General features: G+C 67.5%; 13 protein-coding genes. 10 read left to right on the top strand and 3 right to left on the bottom strand.

From position 1 onward, the window contains the following. The first annotated feature begins 102 nt into the window (after positions 1-102). The 3 genes from NL2_RS01400 (at position 103) to NL2_RS01390 (ending at position 3,471) form a co-directional block, all read left to right on the top strand. Complete coding sequence (locus NL2_RS01400; protein WP_068070880.1) at positions 103-471, top strand: hypothetical protein; 369 nt, start codon at positions 103-105, stop codon at positions 469-471. A gap of 126 nt (positions 472-597) precedes the next feature. After that, positions 598-1,944 (top strand): TldD/PmbA family protein, encoded by a 1,347-nt coding sequence (locus tag NL2_RS01395; RefSeq protein WP_068070878.1) that lies wholly within the window; start codon positions 598-600, stop codon positions 1,942-1,944. A gap of 87 nt (positions 1,945-2,031) precedes the next feature. Then, positions 2,032-3,471, top strand: a complete 1,440-nt coding sequence (locus NL2_RS01390; protein WP_068070876.1) for a mechanosensitive ion channel domain-containing protein — start codon at positions 2,032-2,034, stop codon at positions 3,469-3,471. A gap of 132 nt (positions 3,472-3,603) precedes the next feature. On the opposite strand, the gene ppa is transcribed toward NL2_RS01390, so the two are convergent. The 3 genes from ppa to NL2_RS01375 all read right to left on the bottom strand — a co-directional run bounded on the left by ppa (position 3,604) and on the right by NL2_RS01375 (position 6,972). After that, positions 3,604-4,143, bottom strand: coding sequence for an inorganic diphosphatase (ppa, locus tag NL2_RS01385; RefSeq protein ID WP_068070874.1), 540 nt, complete (start codon positions 4,141-4,143; stop codon positions 3,604-3,606). Between the two features lie 103 nt (positions 4,144-4,246). Then, positions 4,247-4,927 carry a DUF1345 domain-containing protein gene (locus tag NL2_RS01380; RefSeq protein ID WP_068070872.1) on the bottom strand — a complete coding sequence of 227 codons (681 nt, stop codon included), beginning with the start codon at positions 4,925-4,927 and terminating at the stop codon, positions 4,247-4,249. Then, entirely contained in the window at positions 4,924-6,972 is a 2,049-nt protein-coding gene (locus tag NL2_RS01375) for a M61 family metallopeptidase (protein ID WP_068070870.1), read from the bottom strand. Before NL2_RS01375 ends, NL2_RS01380 begins: the two co-directional genes overlap by 4 nt. Before the next feature lie 122 nt (positions 6,973-7,094). Here NL2_RS01375 and hisS point away from each other — a divergent pair, with 122 nt between their 5' ends. From hisS to NL2_RS01340, 7 genes are all read left to right on the top strand, one after another. Continuing rightward, positions 7,095-8,372 (top strand): histidine--tRNA ligase, encoded by a 1,278-nt coding sequence (gene hisS / locus NL2_RS01370; RefSeq protein WP_068070979.1) that lies wholly within the window; start codon positions 7,095-7,097, stop codon positions 8,370-8,372. 298 nt (positions 8,373-8,670) lie between these two features. Beyond that, positions 8,671-9,741, top strand: a complete 1,071-nt coding sequence (prfA, locus tag NL2_RS01365; protein WP_068070869.1) for a peptide chain release factor 1 — start codon at positions 8,671-8,673, stop codon at positions 9,739-9,741. Continuing rightward, on the top strand, positions 9,734-10,600 hold the full coding sequence (prmC, locus tag NL2_RS01360) for a peptide chain release factor N(5)-glutamine methyltransferase (protein WP_068070867.1): 867 nt from the start codon (positions 9,734-9,736) through the stop codon (positions 10,598-10,600). Before prfA ends, prmC begins: the two co-directional genes overlap by 8 nt. A gap of 262 nt (positions 10,601-10,862) precedes the next feature. Continuing rightward, positions 10,863-11,816 carry a DUF4167 domain-containing protein gene (locus NL2_RS20585; protein WP_084355766.1) on the top strand — a complete coding sequence of 318 codons (954 nt, stop codon included), beginning with the start codon at positions 10,863-10,865 and terminating at the stop codon, positions 11,814-11,816. Positions 11,817-11,856: 40 nt separating this feature from the next. Next, positions 11,857-13,440 (top strand): apolipoprotein N-acyltransferase, encoded by a 1,584-nt coding sequence (lnt, locus tag NL2_RS01350; RefSeq protein ID WP_068070862.1) that lies wholly within the window; start codon positions 11,857-11,859, stop codon positions 13,438-13,440. 42 nt (positions 13,441-13,482) lie between these two features. Further along, positions 13,483-14,688, top strand: coding sequence for a methionine adenosyltransferase (gene metK / locus NL2_RS01345; protein ID WP_068070860.1), 1,206 nt, complete (start codon positions 13,483-13,485; stop codon positions 14,686-14,688). Positions 14,689-14,884: 196 nt separating this feature from the next. After that, a complete protein-coding gene (locus tag NL2_RS01340; RefSeq protein ID WP_068070858.1) occupies positions 14,885-15,562 on the top strand; it encodes a lysozyme in 678 nt (225 codons plus the stop codon). Positions 15,563-15,666 lie beyond the last annotated feature (104 nt).

Genomic DNA, 15,666 nt, shown 5'->3' with positions numbered 1-15,666 from the left:
CAGGATTTGTGCATGTCAACCGGTGAACACAGGATAAACCTTGAACCGCAGACGTTCGCGTGATCTAATCCGTTTTGGGACGACAGGATCAAGGACAGAGCCATGAACAAGGCCATTCCATCGGTGCAGCGCGCGCGCGCGAAGGGCCTCGATTGGCGCAAGCGGATGAGCGACAACATCGCTTATGCCCTGCTGGTGTACACCGCTCTGCAGATTTTCGTGACGATGCGCGCGATCGAAGGCGATAGCGGTTCCGCTCTGCCGCTGCTCGCGCTGGTGGTGCTGGTGGCCGCGATCATCCCGCTGTGCCGCCGGTTCGAACGGCGCTGGGAATCGATCGGCGATGCCCGTGCTGCCGACCCTTCGCTGCGCCCACAGTACCGCCGCGACCAGCTTTCGCTGTGGCTGCTGGCGATCGGGCTGCCGTTTGCGCTGACCGCGCTGTTCAAGGGCATTGCCCAACTGTCCTGATTCCCGCGTCCCTCACTCCGCGATGGCGCACCCCGCAGGGCTGGCATTGCCGCCGCCGGGCTGCGCCGCTAGAGCGCGATCTTTCGTGAGCTGCGGCGGTTCGTTCCGCCTGCGAAAGGTCCTGCCATGCTGTCCACCGCCCAAGCCCAGGAACGTTGCGAGGCGCTGGTCACGCGCGCCGTGCGGCTGGGGGCCGAGGCGGGCGACGCGATCTATCTGGCCAGCGCATCCGAAAGCGTCGCGGTGCGGCTGGGCGCGCTGGAGGATGTCGAACGCTCCGAATCCGAACATGTCGGCTTGCGCGTGTTCGTGGGCGGGGCTTCGGCCTCGATCGGATCGACCGACCTTGGCGACGCCGCGCTCGATGAACTGGCCAGCCGCGCGGTGGCGATGGCGCGCGCCGCGCCGCCGGACAAGTTTGCCGGTCTCGCCCCGCAGGATCGACTGCTGCAGGGTGCGCCGGTCGATCTCGATCTCGACGATCCGCGCGAGCGCGCACCGGCCGAACTGCGCACCATGGCCGAAGCGGCAGAAGACGCGGCGCGCAGCGTAGCGGGCGTCACCAACAGCGAAGGCGCCAGCGCCAGCGCGGGGCGCGGCATCATGGCGCTGGCGACCAGCCACGGCTTTGCCGGGAGCTATTCCACCACCAGCCACAGCATTTCCGCCAGCGTGCTGGCCGGCGAAGGCGGCGGAATGCAGAGCGACTATTGCTGGCGCAGCACGCGCCACGCCGCCGACCTGAGGTCGCCCGAGGAGATCGGCCGCCGCGCCGGTGAGCGCACCGTCCGGCGGCTGAACCCGGCCAAGCTGAAAAGCGGCACGATGCCGGTGGTGTTCGATCCGCGCGTGGGCAATTCGCTGGTCGGGCATCTGCTCGCCGCGATCTCCGGCGCGTCGATCGCACGGCGCGCGAGCTTCCTGCTCGATCGCGCGGGCGCCCAGCTGTTCGATAGTTCGATCACGATCCTCGACGATCCGCACCGGTTGCGCGGCACGCGGTCGCGCCCGTTCGACGGCGAGGGGCTGCCCACCGCGCCGCGCGCGCTGGTCGAGCGCGGCCGGTTGACCGGCTGGCTGATGGATTCGGCCGCCGCCCGCCAGCTGGGCGAGGCGCCGACCGGCCATGCCGCGCGCGGCGCATCGGGTGCGCCCGGGGTCAGCGCCAGCAATGTCGTGCTTCAGCCGGGCACGGTGAGCCCCGCCGCGCTGATGGCGGACATCGCCGACGGGGTGTATGTGACCGAGCTGATCGGGCAGGGCGTGAACGGCGTGACGGGCGATTACAGCCGCGGCGCGAGCGGGTTTCGCATCGTCGACGGCGCGCTGGCCGGGCCGGTCGCCGAGTTCACCATCGCCGGCAACCTGATCGAGATGTTCGCCGCGCTGGTCGCCGCCGACGACCTCGATATCCACCGCGGAATCGACACGCCGACGCTGCGCATCGACGCCATGAGCATCGCCGGGGACTGAGGCGAGGCGCGTTGCTGTCGCGGGGAACGGTTGCCGGGCAGCGCCCCTATCCGGGAACCGCGCGCGGCTGAGATCGCTTGGGGCTACATGCCCTTCATCCGCAACGCCGCCGCGCGGCTGGTCGCCCTGTGCGCCCTGCTGGCCTTTTCGCTGACGCTGGCCCTTTCGCTCACGCTGGCACTGCTCGCGCAACCGGCGTCCGCGCAGTCGCTGCTACCTTCCGCCAAAGCGTCGGCCAGCCCCTCGTCCGCGCCGGAGCCCGCTCCGGAGCCGGCAATCTCACCCGATGTGACGACGATCGACGATGCCCGCATAACCGCCCGCATCCGCGGCATCTTCGGCGAGATCGATGCGCTGCGACCGGTGCAGGTGCGCGTGGCGTCGGGCGTGGTGACGCTGACCGGCAAGGTCGACGATGTCGAGGCGATCGATCAGGCCTCCGCACTTGCCGGCAAGGTGGCGGGCGTGGTCACGGTGCAGAACCGGCTGGCCCGCAACCTGCAGGTGAACCGTAACCTGACCCCGGCGCTGTCGGGGGTGACGAGCAAGGCCAACGGTATCGTCCAGGCGCTGCCGCTGATCGGGGTGGGCATCGTCGTTGCGATCCTGGTCGGCATGTTCGGCTACCTGATCGCCGGGCGCCGCGCGCTGTGGCAGCGCATCGCGCCCAATCCGTTCCTGGCCGACCTGATGGCGAGCGCGATCCGCGTCGGCTTCGTCATCGGCGGGATCGTGCTGGCGCTGGACATCATCGGCGCCACCGCGCTGCTGGGCGCGGTGCTGGGCAGCGCCGGGGTGATCGGCCTGGCGGTGGGCCTGGCGGTGCGCGACAGCATCGATAACTACGTATCGTCGCTGATGCTGTCGATCCGCCAGCCGTTCCGCGCCAACGACCATGTCAAGATCGACAGCCACGAAGGCCGCGTGGTGCGCCTGACCAGCCGCGCGACGGTGCTGATGACGCTGGACGGCAACCATTTGCGCATCCCCAACAGCACGGTGTTCAAGGCGGTGATCCTGAACTTCACCACCAACCCCAAGCGCCGGTTCAAGTTCGACGTGGTGATCGATCACAACGCCGATCCGTGCCACGCCCGCGCCATCGGCATGGACGCGCTCAAGGCATTGGACTTCATGCTTCCCAATCCCGAACCCAAGGCCGAGATTGCCGAACTGCCCGGCACGACCACCACGTTGCGGTTCCTCGGCTGGGTCGACCAGACCAGGACGGACTACACCAAGGCGCGCACGCTCGCGATCGAGGCGGTGCGCAACGCCTTGCGCGCGGGCGACTTCGTGTTGCCCGATTCGAGCTACATCGTGCATCTGGCCAAGGACACGGCGCCGGCACAGCCTGCCGCAGCGGCGTCGGCCAGCACCGCGCCCGAAACGCCCAGCATCGCCCCCACCGTCGCTCAGGACAGCGACGTTGCGCCCGAACACCACATCGAGCGGATGGTCGCGCGCGAACGCGCCTCCGACGATGAAAGCCAGGACCTGCTTAGCGCCGGGCGGCCGATCGAGTAGGATGTTTTAAAACGCGATGACTTTACCTTGACCCTCTCATCCCGAGCTCCTCGTCAAGCTCAGGGCTCAACGTGTCTCGACTTCGCTCGACACGAACGGGGTTTGGGTGGGTCAATCTAACGTCATCAGACTCTAGCCTTTGGCGTCGGCCTTGTAGCGCTCGATGGCTTCCAGGGTTACCCGGCGCGCCTCGGCGGCATCGCCCCAGGTGCCTACGCGCACCCACTTTTCGGCCTCGAGGTCCTTGTAGTGGGTGAAGAAGTGCTCGATCTGCTTCATCACGATGTCGGGCAGATCCTCGGCTTCCTTGACGTCCGAATAGTACGGGAACGTCGCTGTGTCGGGCACGCAGACCAGCTTTTCGTCGCCGCCATGCTCGTCTTCCAGGTTGAGCACCGCGATCGGCCGCGCGCGGACCACCGAGCCGGGGACGAACGGCGAGCGCGCCACGACCAGCGCATCGAGCGGATCGCCATCGGGCGACAGCGTGTGCGGCACGAAGCCGTAGTTGGCCGGATAGCGCATCGGCGTGTGCAGGATGCGATCGACGAACAGTGCGCCCGAAGCCTTGTCGAATTCGTACTTCACCGGCTCACCGCCGCTCGGCACTTCGATGACGACGTTGAGGCTCTCCGGCGGATTTTCGCCGGTGGGAATGAGGTCGATGCGCATGGGATACCTTCGACAGCGGCACGAGGCCGTTTGGGGGAGCTTGCGCCCGCGCCTCTAACCGCGCCCGTGCTGCACTGCAACAGGACTTATGAGCAAGGTGGCGCTATTTGCCGCCACCCAATGCGTTGATGGTGAACGCGATCACCCCGATGTTGAACACGAACGCCGCCATCGAGTGCAGGATCACGATGCGCCGGATCGAGCGCCCGGTGATCTGTGTGTCCGATGTCTGGAACGTCATCCCCAGCGTGAACGAGAAGTACAGGAAATCGAGGTAGTCGGGGCAATCGCACCCCGGAATGTCGAGCCCGCCCATGTCGCCGCCGGACTTTTCGTCCTTCGAATAGAACAAGTGCGCGTAATGCATCGCGTAGACGATGTTGGCGAACAGCCACGTCAGCGCCAGCGTGCCGATCAGCTTGATCATCGACAGGTGGTTTCCCTGGCTGGCATTGGGCAGTTCACCCGCGATCGCGGACATCACCACCACCGTCACCAGCGTGGTGATGAGCAGCACGCCGAACCGGTTGGCGTCGTTTTCCTCCGAATGCTTGCGCAACGTCTCGGCATCGCTGTCGCGCAGCAGCGGGATGAGCGAGGCAATGAACACCAGCGCGGCCAGATCGAACCCCATGGCGGCCGGATCGCCGAACCCGATGCCGCCGAGAAAATGGCGATAGCCGAAGAAGCCCAGCGGCAGCAGCAGCAGGAACACCACGAACCGCGGCGGCGCGATCTGTCGCCCCAGCGAGAAGCCCCGCCGCGCGGCGCTGGCAGCGTTCACTTGGTCGATCCCACGCGGCGCGGCGCAAGCAGCCGGTCGAGGCCCGCCAGCGCGGTGCCCGGCGTGGCGCGCTCGAGCCACGGATAGCGCAGACCGCCGTGGTAATCGATCGGCACGGTCATGAACCTGTCGCCGCGCTGCACCAGCAGCTGGATCGGCGCGGTGCCAGCGCGGCCGCCCGCCTTGGCGGAGGTGATCGCGTCCTTGAGCGTGTCGCCGTCATAGGCCGTCCCGTTCACCGCCACGATCCTGGTCCCCGTCACCACCCCGGCATCGAACGCCGGGCCATCCCACAGGGTCGAGACCACTTTGCCGTCCTTGTCGAGCGCGAACCCGAGCGAATAGGTGAAGCTCACCGTCTTGGCGGCATCGCTGCGGCCCTTTTCGTACGGATTGGGCTCGTCCTTCCACACCAGCCGGTAGCCCGCACGCTCGATCCCGGCGAGCGGGGCGGGCTGGCCCGGCGTCTGCAGCCGGGTGCGCAGGAACGTGGCCCAGTCGCTGGGATAGACCGCATTGAGCGCTGCGACGACATCGTCGAATTCGTAGGTGAATTCGCCCCAGTCGCCATCGCGCGCGCCAAAAAAGCCGCGCGCGAAATCGTCCAGTCCGCGCGCGCCCTTGGTGCCGGTGCGGATGATCTGGTCGGCTTCGAGCCACACCATCGCGCCTTCGTTGTAATAGTCCTCGGCCCGGCTGAGCGAGGCATAGGGCAGCGGGCGGCGCGCCGCGATGATCGGATCGTGCGTGGTATCCTCGACCGAACGCCACGCGCGCCCGGGCTGGCCTTGCGCATAAAGCCCGGCGACGCTGGCCATCATCCCCAGCACCACGTCCTTGCTTTGCACGCCCGACCGCGCCGCCAGCACCATGCCCCAGAACTGCGTCTGGCCTTCATAGACCCACAGCAGGTTGTCCTGCATCGGCTGGCGATAGTCGGGGGTCCACAGCCGCGCCGAACGCCGGAACTTGCCGTCCCAGCTGTGCGTGAACTCGTGCGCGATGACGTTGCGGTCCCAGGCCATCTTGTCCCAGTCGACGAACGTCTTGGGCTCCATCTGGTTTTCGCTCGAGCGGTGATGCTCCAGCCCGATGCCGCCCATCCGGTCGGTCAGCGCGAGCAGGAAGTCGTAATGGTCGAAATGGCGCGAGCCGAACGTCACCACCGCTTCATCCACAAGGTTGCGGTAGGTCTGCAGGTTGGCGGGCGCGATGGCGAGCAGGTCGGGCTTGTCGGCCACGGTATCGAGGCTGACCTGATGGCCCAGATCCCACCGCTGCACGTAAAGCCCTGCGAATATCGGCGAATCGACCAGCGTATCGTACCCCGTCGCGTTCCACGCCAGCTTGGGGCCGCTGCCCTGCCTGCCGTCGAGCGCGGTGAACACCGTCCACCCTTGCGGGAACGTGACCGTGGGCTTGACCCGGATCTGGCGGACATAGTGCCCGGCGGGATACAGGCTCATCTTCTCCCACTGCAGGTTGAGCATTTCCTGCGTCATGGTGATGCGCCCTTCGGACGTCTGCACCGGCGAGGTGTGGATGAACCGCGCGACCAGCGTCTTCGCGCCCGCCGGCACCGCGACGTGGAACGCGTTGACCTCCACCGGATCGCGCGTCCAGCCCGCCGGCTTGCCGTCCACGGTAAAGCGGATGTCCGCCAGCAGCGGCAGCGTGCCGGTGGGGCCGTGGTTGCCCGGCAGCCACTGCGGCAGCAGCAGCAGCAGTTCGCCCGCGCTGGCCGCCGCCGGATCGACCGGGATCGTCTCGGTCACGCGGTAGATCCCGCGCGGCGTGTCGCTGGCGTCGATATCGAGCGCGATAGTGCCGGGATAGGCGACGTCGCGCGCGTCGGGCACGCTGCGGACCACGGGCACGGCCTGCGGGGCGGAGCGCCCGTCGGCATCGAGCGGCGTTACCGTCGCCGGGCCGGTCGCGCCTTGCGCAAGGGCGCTGGTGGACACGAGCGTGGCGGCCAGTACGGCGAGGGGGAGCGCGATGAAACGTGCGGCGGGGAGCGGTGCGACCGCAGGCTTTGTGATCATGCCCCTTCATGCCGGGCGAAGATTGCGACTGCAACTATTTCACGGGCCCGAACCGCGCGCACGCCCGCAACCGTCGCCCCCGCTTTCCTGCCCGCCCGTTTCGGTCTAAGCGCGCGGCCATCATGACCGATCCCAAACCCCAGCCTATCGCGACCCCGCAGGCCATTCGCGGCACGCAGGACATCTTCGGCGCCGATGCCGAGGCATTCGCGCATGTCGTCGAGACGTTCGAGCGCGTGCGCAAGCTCTACCGCTTCCGCCGCGTGGAAATGCCGGTGTTCGAAAAGACCGCCGTGTTCAGCCGCTCGCTGGGCGAGACCACCGATGTCGTGTCGAAGGAAATGTACAGCTTCGAGGATCGCGGCGGGGAATCGCTCACCCTGCGCCCCGAATTCACCGCCGGTCTGGCGCGCGCCTTCATCACCGACGGCTGGCAGCAGCACGCCCCGCTGAAAGTCGCCACGCACGGCCCGCTGTTCCGCTACGAACGCCCGCAGAAGGGCCGCTATCGCCAGTTCCACCAGTTGGACGCCGAAATCATCGGCGCGGGCGAGCCGCAGGCCGATGTCGAGCTGTTGGTGATGGCCGACCAGCTGCTCAAGGAACTGGGCATCTCGGATGGCGTGACGCTGATGCTCAACACGCTGGGCGATGGCGCCAGCCGCGACGCCTGGCGCACCGCGCTGGTCAGGTACTTCCGCGATCACGCCGCGTCGCTGAGCGAGGATTCGCAAGCCCGGCTGGAAAAGAACCCCCTGCGCATCCTCGACAGCAAGGACCCGCGTGACAAGCCGTTCACCGCCGACGCGCCGATGATCGACGAATTTTTGAGCGGGGAAGCGCAGGACTTCTTCGGCGCGGTCACCTCCGGGCTGGATGCGGCCGGCGTCGCCTGGACCCGCGCCCCGGCACTGGTGCGCGGGCTGGACTACTACCGCCACACCGCCTTCGAATTCGTTACCGACCGGCTGGGCGCGCAAGGCACCGTGCTCGGCGGCGGACGCTACGATGGGCTGATCGAGACGCTGGGCGGGCCGCATACGCCGGCGGTCGGCTGGGCTGCCGGGATCGAGCGGCTGGCTATGTTGGTGGGGGAAGTCGAGCAAATTGAACCCGCACTTGCGATCCTCCCGGAATCAGATGACCTCGAACTCAAAGCTTCAGCAGTGGCCGCTCAATTGCGACGAGCAGGTATCCCCTGCTGGACGGCATTCCGTCAGAATCCGAAGAAAAGGATCACGAAGGCGCGATCTGATGGCGCATTTTCCGCGTTGTATGTTCGTTCGGAAGAAAACCGCTCCCAAGAATTTAAAATCACAAGCGTTTCCACAACCGACGAAGAGGTTGAACTCGCCAAGCGAGTCATGGCTATCCTGGGTGAGGACCGATTTGGTCTATGACACACAGTCCGGCGACCGAGTTTCAACCTCGTCACCCTGAACTTGTTTCAGGGTCCATTTCTCCTATCGCGCTGCCGTGCCCGAAGGTGCGATGGATGCTGAAACGAGTTCAGCATGACGATGTAGGGAATGAGATGAGCGCCTCCCAAATTCCTCCCCGGCACGGGGAGGGGTACCGCGCGAAGCGGGGTGGTGGGGCACGGGCGGTGACGCGCTTCTTCTCGACGTTCCGCTATGCCGAGGAGGCCCCTCCACCAGCCGCGCCGATCCCCCTCCCCGTGCCGGGGAGGAATGCATCGTGACCATCTCCGACGCCCGCCTTGCGCAGATCTCTGCCCGCTTCACCGAGCTTGAGGCGCGGCTGGGTTCGGGTACGCTCGAAGGGCCGGAGTTCGTCTCCGCCAGCCGCGACTATGCCGAACTGCTGCCGGTGGCCAGGGCCGCCGAAGCGGTGCGCGAACTGCGCGGCGAGCTGGCGAGCCTGGACGCGCTGGACGAGCCCGATCCCGAGATGCGCGCGCTGGCGGCCGAGGAAATCGCCCGGCTGCGCGACGAACTGCCCGTCGCCGAACACGCGCTGGCCGTCACCATGCTGCCGCGCGATTCGGCGGATGTGCGGCCCGCGATGCTCGAAATCCGCGCGGGCACCGGCGGCGACGAGGCCGCGCTGTTCGCCGCAGACTTGTTCCGCATGTACGAAGGCTATGCCGCGCAGCAGGGCTGGCGCGTGGAAGTCGCCTCGATGAACGCCAACGACATCGGCGGGTTCAAGGAAATCATCGCCAACGTCGCGGGCAACGGCGTGTTCGCCAAACTGAAGTTCGAAAGCGGCGTGCACCGCGTGCAGCGCGTGCCGGTGACCGAAAGCGGCGGGCGCATCCACACCTCTGCCGCGACCGTGGCGGTGCTGCCCGAGGCCGAGGAAGTCGATGTCGAGATTGCCGACAACGATCTCAAGATCGACATCTACCGCGCATCGGGCGCCGGTGGCCAGCACGTCAACACCACCGATTCCGCCGTGCGGCTGACCCACCTGCCCACCGGGCTGGTGGTGATCCAGCAGGACCAGCGCAGCCAGCACAAGAACAAGGCCAAGGCGATGCAGGTGCTGCGCACGCGGCTGTACGACCTGAAACGCGCCGAAGCGCAGGGCGACGAGGCCGAGGCGCGCAAAGCCATGGTCGGCTCGGGCGACCGTTCGGAACGCATCCGCACCTACAACTTCCCGCAAGGCCGGGTGACCGACCACCGCATCAACCTGACGCTGCACCGCCTGCCCGAGATCCTCGAAGGCCCGGGGCTGGCCGAACTGATCGACGCGCTGATCGCCGAGGACGAGGCCAAGCGACTGGCGGCGCTGGGTGAGTGAGGGGCCTGAACCCGGGCTCACCATCGCACAGGCCTTGCGCGAAGCGGCGGCGCAACTGGGCACGGCAAGTTCCACCGCGCGGCTCGATGTCGAACTGCTGATGGCCGCCGCGCTGGGCGTCTCGCGATCCGACGTGCTGCTGCGCCACATGAACCAGCCGGTGCCCAATGGCTTCGGGGCGCTGCTCGCGCGGCGGATGCGGCACGAACCGGTCGCCTACATCCTGGGCCGCGCCGAATTCTATGGGCTCGACTTCACCGTCACCCCCGACGTGCTGATCCCGCGCGGCGATTCCGAAACGCTGGTCGATGCCGCGCGCGATGCGCTGGCCGCGCGGCCGCCGCTGCGCATCCTCGACTGCGGCACGGGTTCGGGCGCGCTGCTACTCGCCGCGTTGTCGATCTGGCCGCACGCACGCGGGTTCGGGATCGACCGGTCGGACGGCGCGCTGGCGGTGGCGCGCGCCAACGCCGCCGCGCTGGGCATGGCGGACCGCGCCGAAATGCGTTCCGGCGACTGGGACAGTCCGGGCTGGAGCGACGATCTGGGGCGGTTCGACCTGATCCTCGCCAACCCGCCGTATGTCGAGGACGACGCAGCGCTGGAGGCGGTCGTGCGCGACCACGAACCTGCTGGCGCGCTGTTCGCCGGGCCACAAGGGCTCGACGCCTACCGCGTCCTGATACCACAGTTGCCCGGCCTGCTGGCGCCCGGCGGGATCGCGCTGGTCGAGATCGGATCGCGACAGGACGAGGCGGTCGGCGCCATTGCGCACGACTGCGGATTGACGGTCATGCTTCACCGCGATCTGGGCGGCCGACCGCGCGCGCTGCAGTTGCACAGGCCGGGATCCGGGTAATTATCTTCCGAAAAACCGGGCCCACGCAACATTTCGCTTGGCAACGGGCCGCACGACCACTAATTGTCTTGGCAGGCAGGGCGACGGATGAAGGCTTCCCGTCCCGGCCAACTCCACCATTTGCAGGGCTGACCGGCAAAATCGCCGGCCGAAAGCAGATGCTGGGAACCACAGCCCAGGCAGGGCTCGTGGCGGAGGGTTATGCGGCCAGCGGGACAAGATTTCCCGCTTCGAGGCCGCTCCAGACAAGGAATAGTCTGAGTTGAACAACAATAATAATCGCGGCAACAACAACAACCGCCGGCGCGGCCGTGGCAACAACAACAGTCGTCCGCAAGGTGGCGGCGGTCAGCAGTTGAACCGGATCGACAGCCGTGCGCGTGGCAATGCCCCGCAGATGCTCGAAAAATATCGCAAGCTGGCGCAGGATGCGCACCTCAACGGCGATCGGGTCAACGCGGAATATTACCTGCAGTTTGCCGACCACTATTTTCGCGTGATCGCCGACCAGCGCACGCGGCAGGAAGACCCGCGCGCCCGCGCCGGCAACGAACGCTGGCAGGAACAGGACGGCGAAGAGGACGGCAACGAATTCGGCATGGAAGCCGATTTCCCGGGCTACGACCGCGCCCCGGCTCCACGCCGCGACGAGCCGCCCCGCGAACAACAGTCGCGCGAGCAGCAACAGCCCAGAGACCAGGGACGCGAACAGGCACGCGAACCGCGCGAGCCCCGGGAACAGCGCGAACCCCGCGTACAGCGCGAGCCCAGAGAGCAGCGCGAGCCGCGCCGGTTCGAGCGTGAGCCGGTGGCCGAGGACAGCGTTCCGGCCGTCGAAAACCAAAGCGAAGGCGGAAACGAAGGCGAGCCCGTTCGCGTCGGCAACGAAAACCCGTTCGTGCGCGACAACCGCGGTTCGCGCGGGCTGCGTCCGCGCACCGACCGTCGCCCGCGTGACGAGAATGGCGCCCTGCAGGACGGTTCGTCGAACCGGCCCGAACGGAACGATCGTGCTCAGAATGATCGTGCAGCGCAGGACGATCACGGGCTCGATCCCGCGATCCTGCCGCCCGCCATCGGTGCCCGCAGCGAAGAACCCGCGCAGCCCGAGGCCGTTGCAGATGCCGACGTCGTGGCGCCCAAGCGTCGCGGCCGGCCGCGCAAGAATCCGCTGCCTGCCGCCGATGTGGCCGATGCCGAGGTGATCGGCGGCTGATCGCTTGCGGCGGGAGGCAAGGCCCGGCATAGCCGCCGCCATGCTGCACCGTCGCAAAGCCCTTTCGCTGATCGCCGGTGCCGCCGCCGCGACCGGTTTCCAGCCGCTGGGCCTGTGGCCGGTCACGCTGGCAGCCGTCGCGCTGCTGGTCTGGCTGGTCGCCACCGCGCGCAACGCGCGCAGCGCGGCGCTGGTCGGCTGGCTGTTCGGCGTCGGCCATTTCGCCATCGGCAACACCTGGATCGCGACCGCGTTCACCTATCAGGCGCAGATGCCCGCCTGGCTCGGCTGGATCGCGGTGGTGCTGCTGTCGTTGTACCTCGCGGTGTTCCCCGCCGTGACCACGCTGGGCGCGTGGCTGGTGACGCAAGGCAAGGGCATCGACCGCAAGGGTACCGGCTTCGTGCCGGTGTTCGCGGGATGCTGGATCGTGGGCGAATGGCTGCGCAGCTGGGTTTTCACCGGGTTTGCGTGGAACCCGCTGGCGATGGTCACGCTGGGCGGGTTCGCCCGGCCCGGCCTGGCTTCGGTCGCTCCGTGGATGGGCACGTACGCAGTGTCGGGGCTGGTCGTGCTGCTGGCGGGCTGCTGGCTTCATGCGGTGCGCGCCTGCGACGGCGGATCACGCGGCAAGGCGGCGACATCGATCGCGCTGCCGGTGGCGCTGATGCTGCTGCCGATCGGTGGCTCGGCCAAGCAGGGCACGCTGCCGTTCACGCTCGTCCAGCCCGACAGGCGGCAGGAGGAACTCAACGATCCGTCGAAGTTCGAAGCCCAGTTCCAGACCATCGCCGGGCTGAGCCTGGCGCGGCATCCCGGCGAACGGCGGCTGGTGCTGTGGCCCGAATCAGGCGTGCCCGACTACTTGCGGCCCGGCTACCCCAGCTACTTCTACGGCGACACCACGTATGCCGCCGACCCAGCGCTGGCGCGCGCGCGCATGGGGCGGGTGATTGGCCCCGGCAGCCTGCTGCTGACCGGCACGACCGATCTGGTGATGCAGGGACCGACAGTGATCGGCGCGCACAATGTCGTCACCGCGCTCGATTCCGCCGGCACCATACGCGGCAGCTACGCCAAGGCGCACTTGGTGCCGTATGGCGAATACCTGCCGCTGCGCTGGCTGCTGGAACCGCTCGGCGCGTCGCGGCTGGTGGCGGGATCAATCGATTTCTTTCCCGGCCCGGGGCCGCGCACGGTCGATTTCGGCGCGCTGCGCGATGGCGGCTGGGGGCGGGTCGGTTACCAGATCTGCTACGAGATCATCTTTTCGGGCGAGGTCGTGGACCGCGCGCATCGGCCCGATTTCATCTTCAACCCATCCAACGACGGCTGGTTCGGCGCGTGGGGCCCGCCGCAGCATCTGGCGCAGGCCCGGATGCGCGCGATCGAGGAAGGGCTGCCCGTGCTGCGGTCCACCACCACGGGAATCAGCGCGGTGATCGGCGCCGACGGCGTGGTGCGGCAGGTGCTGCCCCACCATGTTCGCGGGCGGATCGACGGGCTGGTTCCCCCGGCGCTGCCGCCGACGTTGTTCGCGCGCTGGGGCAATGCATTGGCGCTTGGCTGGGCGATAGCTCTTCTTGTGCTGGGCACGGTTGCCATTCGCCGCGGTCGCCGCTAGAGCCTGCCCCCACATAAAGAATTCTTTATATGGGATCATTCGATGCGTAGCGAATATCTGTTCACGTCCGAGAGCGTTTCCGAAGGCCATCCCGACAAGGTGGCAGACCAGATCAGCGATTCGATCGTCGACCTGTTCCTGTCCAAGGACCCCGAGGCGCGCATCGCGTGCGAGACGCTGACCACCACCCAGCTGGTCGTGCTTGCTGGCGAAATCCGCTGCAAGGGCGTGTACGAAAACGGCGCATGGGCGCCCGGCGCGCAAGCCGAGATCGAACAGACCGTGCGCAACACGGTCAAGGAAATCGGTTACGAACAGGACGGTTTCCACTGGGAAAAGTTCGAATTCATCAACCGCCTCCACGGCCAGTCGGATCACATCGCGCAAGGCGTCGATGCGACCAGCAACAAGGACGAAGGCGCGGGCGACCAGGGCATCATGTTCGGTTACGCCACCGATGAAACCCCCGACCTGATGCCCGCGACGCTGTACTACAGCCACAAGATCCTGGAACGGATGGCCGCCGATCGCCATTCGGGCACCGCGCCGTTCCTCGAGCCCGACGCCAAGAGCCAGGTCACGCTGCGCTATGAAGGCAGCCTGCCCGTGGCCGCGACCGCGATCGTCGTCTCGACCCAGCACGCGCCGGGTTACGACGAGGGCGACAAGGAAGCCGAGCTGCACGCGTACGTGAAGCGCGTGATCGCAGAGACGCTGCCGCCGGTGCTGTTGCGCGAGACCGAGTACCACATCAACCCGACCGGCAGCTTCGAGATCGGCGGGCCCGATGGCGACGCGGGGCTCACCGGGCGCAAGATCATCGTCGATACTTACGGCGGCGCCAGCCCGCACGGCGGCGGCGCGTTCAGCGGCAAGGATCCGACCAAGGTCGATCGTTCGGCCGCGTACATCACGCGCTACCTGGCCAAGAACATCGTCGCCGCGGGGCTTGCCACGCGCTGCACGATCCAGCTGGCCTACGCCATCGGTGTGTCGAAGCCGCTGTCGCTGTATGTCGATACGCACGAGACCGGGACCGTCGGCGACGACAAGATCGAAGCCGCGATCATGGGCATAGCCAAGCTGGGCGGGCTGACCCCGCGCAGCATCCGCACGCACTTGGGCCTCAACAAGCCGATCTACCGCCAGACCGCCGCGTATGGCCACTTCGGCCGCAAAGCGACGGGCGATGCCTTCCCGTGGGAACGCACCGACCTGGTCGCCGATCTCGTGGCCGCGCTGGCCTGACCCGAACGACACCTGACCGCACCTTAGCGTCACCCGGACACGCCTCAAGCGAACTTGAGGTGTGTCCGGAACCGCATCGGGGCCGACCGGAACATGGTTCAGTCGCGCGTGGTGGCACCGACCGACCGCGCCGAAAAAAGAATTTTCCTACACGCCTCGCTGTCGCCATGAGACTGTCTTTTGGCGGAGCGACTCCATGCGTGACATCACCCCCCGCATCGCGATCGAACTGATCGCGCACGAAGGCATCGTGCGCGAGGCCTATCGCGACGGCGGCGGCGTGTGGACGTGGAGCGTGGGCATCACCGATGCCTCGGGCCATGCGGTGGTGCCGCGTTACAAGGACAACCCGCAATCGCTGGCGCATTGCCTGGGCGTGTTCCTGTGGCTGTTGCGCACCCGTTACCTGCCGCAAGTGCTGGCCGCGTTCGGCGCGCACGCGCTGACCGAGGCCGAGCTGGGCGCAGCGCTGTCGTTCCACTGGAACACCGGCGCGATCGGGCGGGCCACATGGGTGCAGCAGGTGGTGGCTGGCGACAGCACCGCCGCGCGCCGCGCCATGCTGCAATGGGCCCGTCCCGCCGCCCTGCTGCCCCGCCGCGAGCGCGAGGCGGCGCTGTTCTTCGACCGCCGGTGGAGCGGCGCGACCACGGCGCTGGTCTATGACGTGGCCAAGCCCGGCTACACGCCCTGCCGCCCCGCGCGGGTCGAAATCGCGGACACCATCGACGCGGTGTTCGATACCGGTGATGCGCAGCCTGGCCCGCCCGCTGCGACTCCGTCCGCGCCGTCACCGCCGGCGGCCCCTGCGGCTGCCCCGCCGGCTGCAACCGGTGGCAGGCCCGGAAACTGGTTCGACCGGTTGTTCGGCTGATCTGCCAGTGACTTGCCGATTCGGACCGATTCGGAGGCCGAGCCGGGCGCGAAGGGCGACGGACCGATGGAACCATGCCTTTGCTTAGGAATCGCAATCGGTTA

The sequence above is a fragment of the Novosphingobium lentum NBRC 107847 genome, assembly GCF_001590965.1.
Classification (GTDB): Bacteria; Pseudomonadota; Alphaproteobacteria; order Sphingomonadales; family Sphingomonadaceae; genus Novosphingobium; species Novosphingobium lentum.
The sequence above is the reverse complement of the archived record's forward strand: the minus strand, read 5'-3'. Positions and strand labels throughout refer to the sequence as shown.

Excerpts from the sequence above, each read along its gene's own strand:
- NL2_RS01400 (WP_068070880.1), top strand. The coding sequence starts at position 103 with ATGAACAAGGCCATTCCATCGGTGCAGCGCGCGCGCGCGAAGGGCCTC.
- NL2_RS01395 (WP_068070878.1), top strand. The coding sequence starts at position 598 with ATGCTGTCCACCGCCCAAGCCCAGGAACGTTGCGAGGCGCTGGTCACG.
- NL2_RS01390 (WP_068070876.1), top strand. The coding sequence starts at position 2,032 with ATGCCCTTCATCCGCAACGCCGCCGCGCGGCTGGTCGCCCTGTGCGCC.
- ppa (WP_068070874.1), bottom strand. The coding sequence starts at position 4,143 with ATGCGCATCGACCTCATTCCCACCGGCGAAAATCCGCCGGAGAGCCTC.
- NL2_RS01375 (WP_068070870.1), bottom strand. The coding sequence starts at position 6,972 with ATGATCACAAAGCCTGCGGTCGCACCGCTCCCCGCCGCACGTTTCATC.
- hisS (WP_068070979.1), top strand. The coding sequence starts at position 7,095 with ATGACCGATCCCAAACCCCAGCCTATCGCGACCCCGCAGGCCATTCGC.
- lnt (WP_068070862.1), top strand. The coding sequence starts at position 11,857 with ATGCTGCACCGTCGCAAAGCCCTTTCGCTGATCGCCGGTGCCGCCGCC.
- metK (WP_068070860.1), top strand. The coding sequence starts at position 13,483 with ATGCGTAGCGAATATCTGTTCACGTCCGAGAGCGTTTCCGAAGGCCAT.
- NL2_RS01340 (WP_068070858.1), top strand. The coding sequence starts at position 14,885 with ATGCGTGACATCACCCCCCGCATCGCGATCGAACTGATCGCGCACGAA.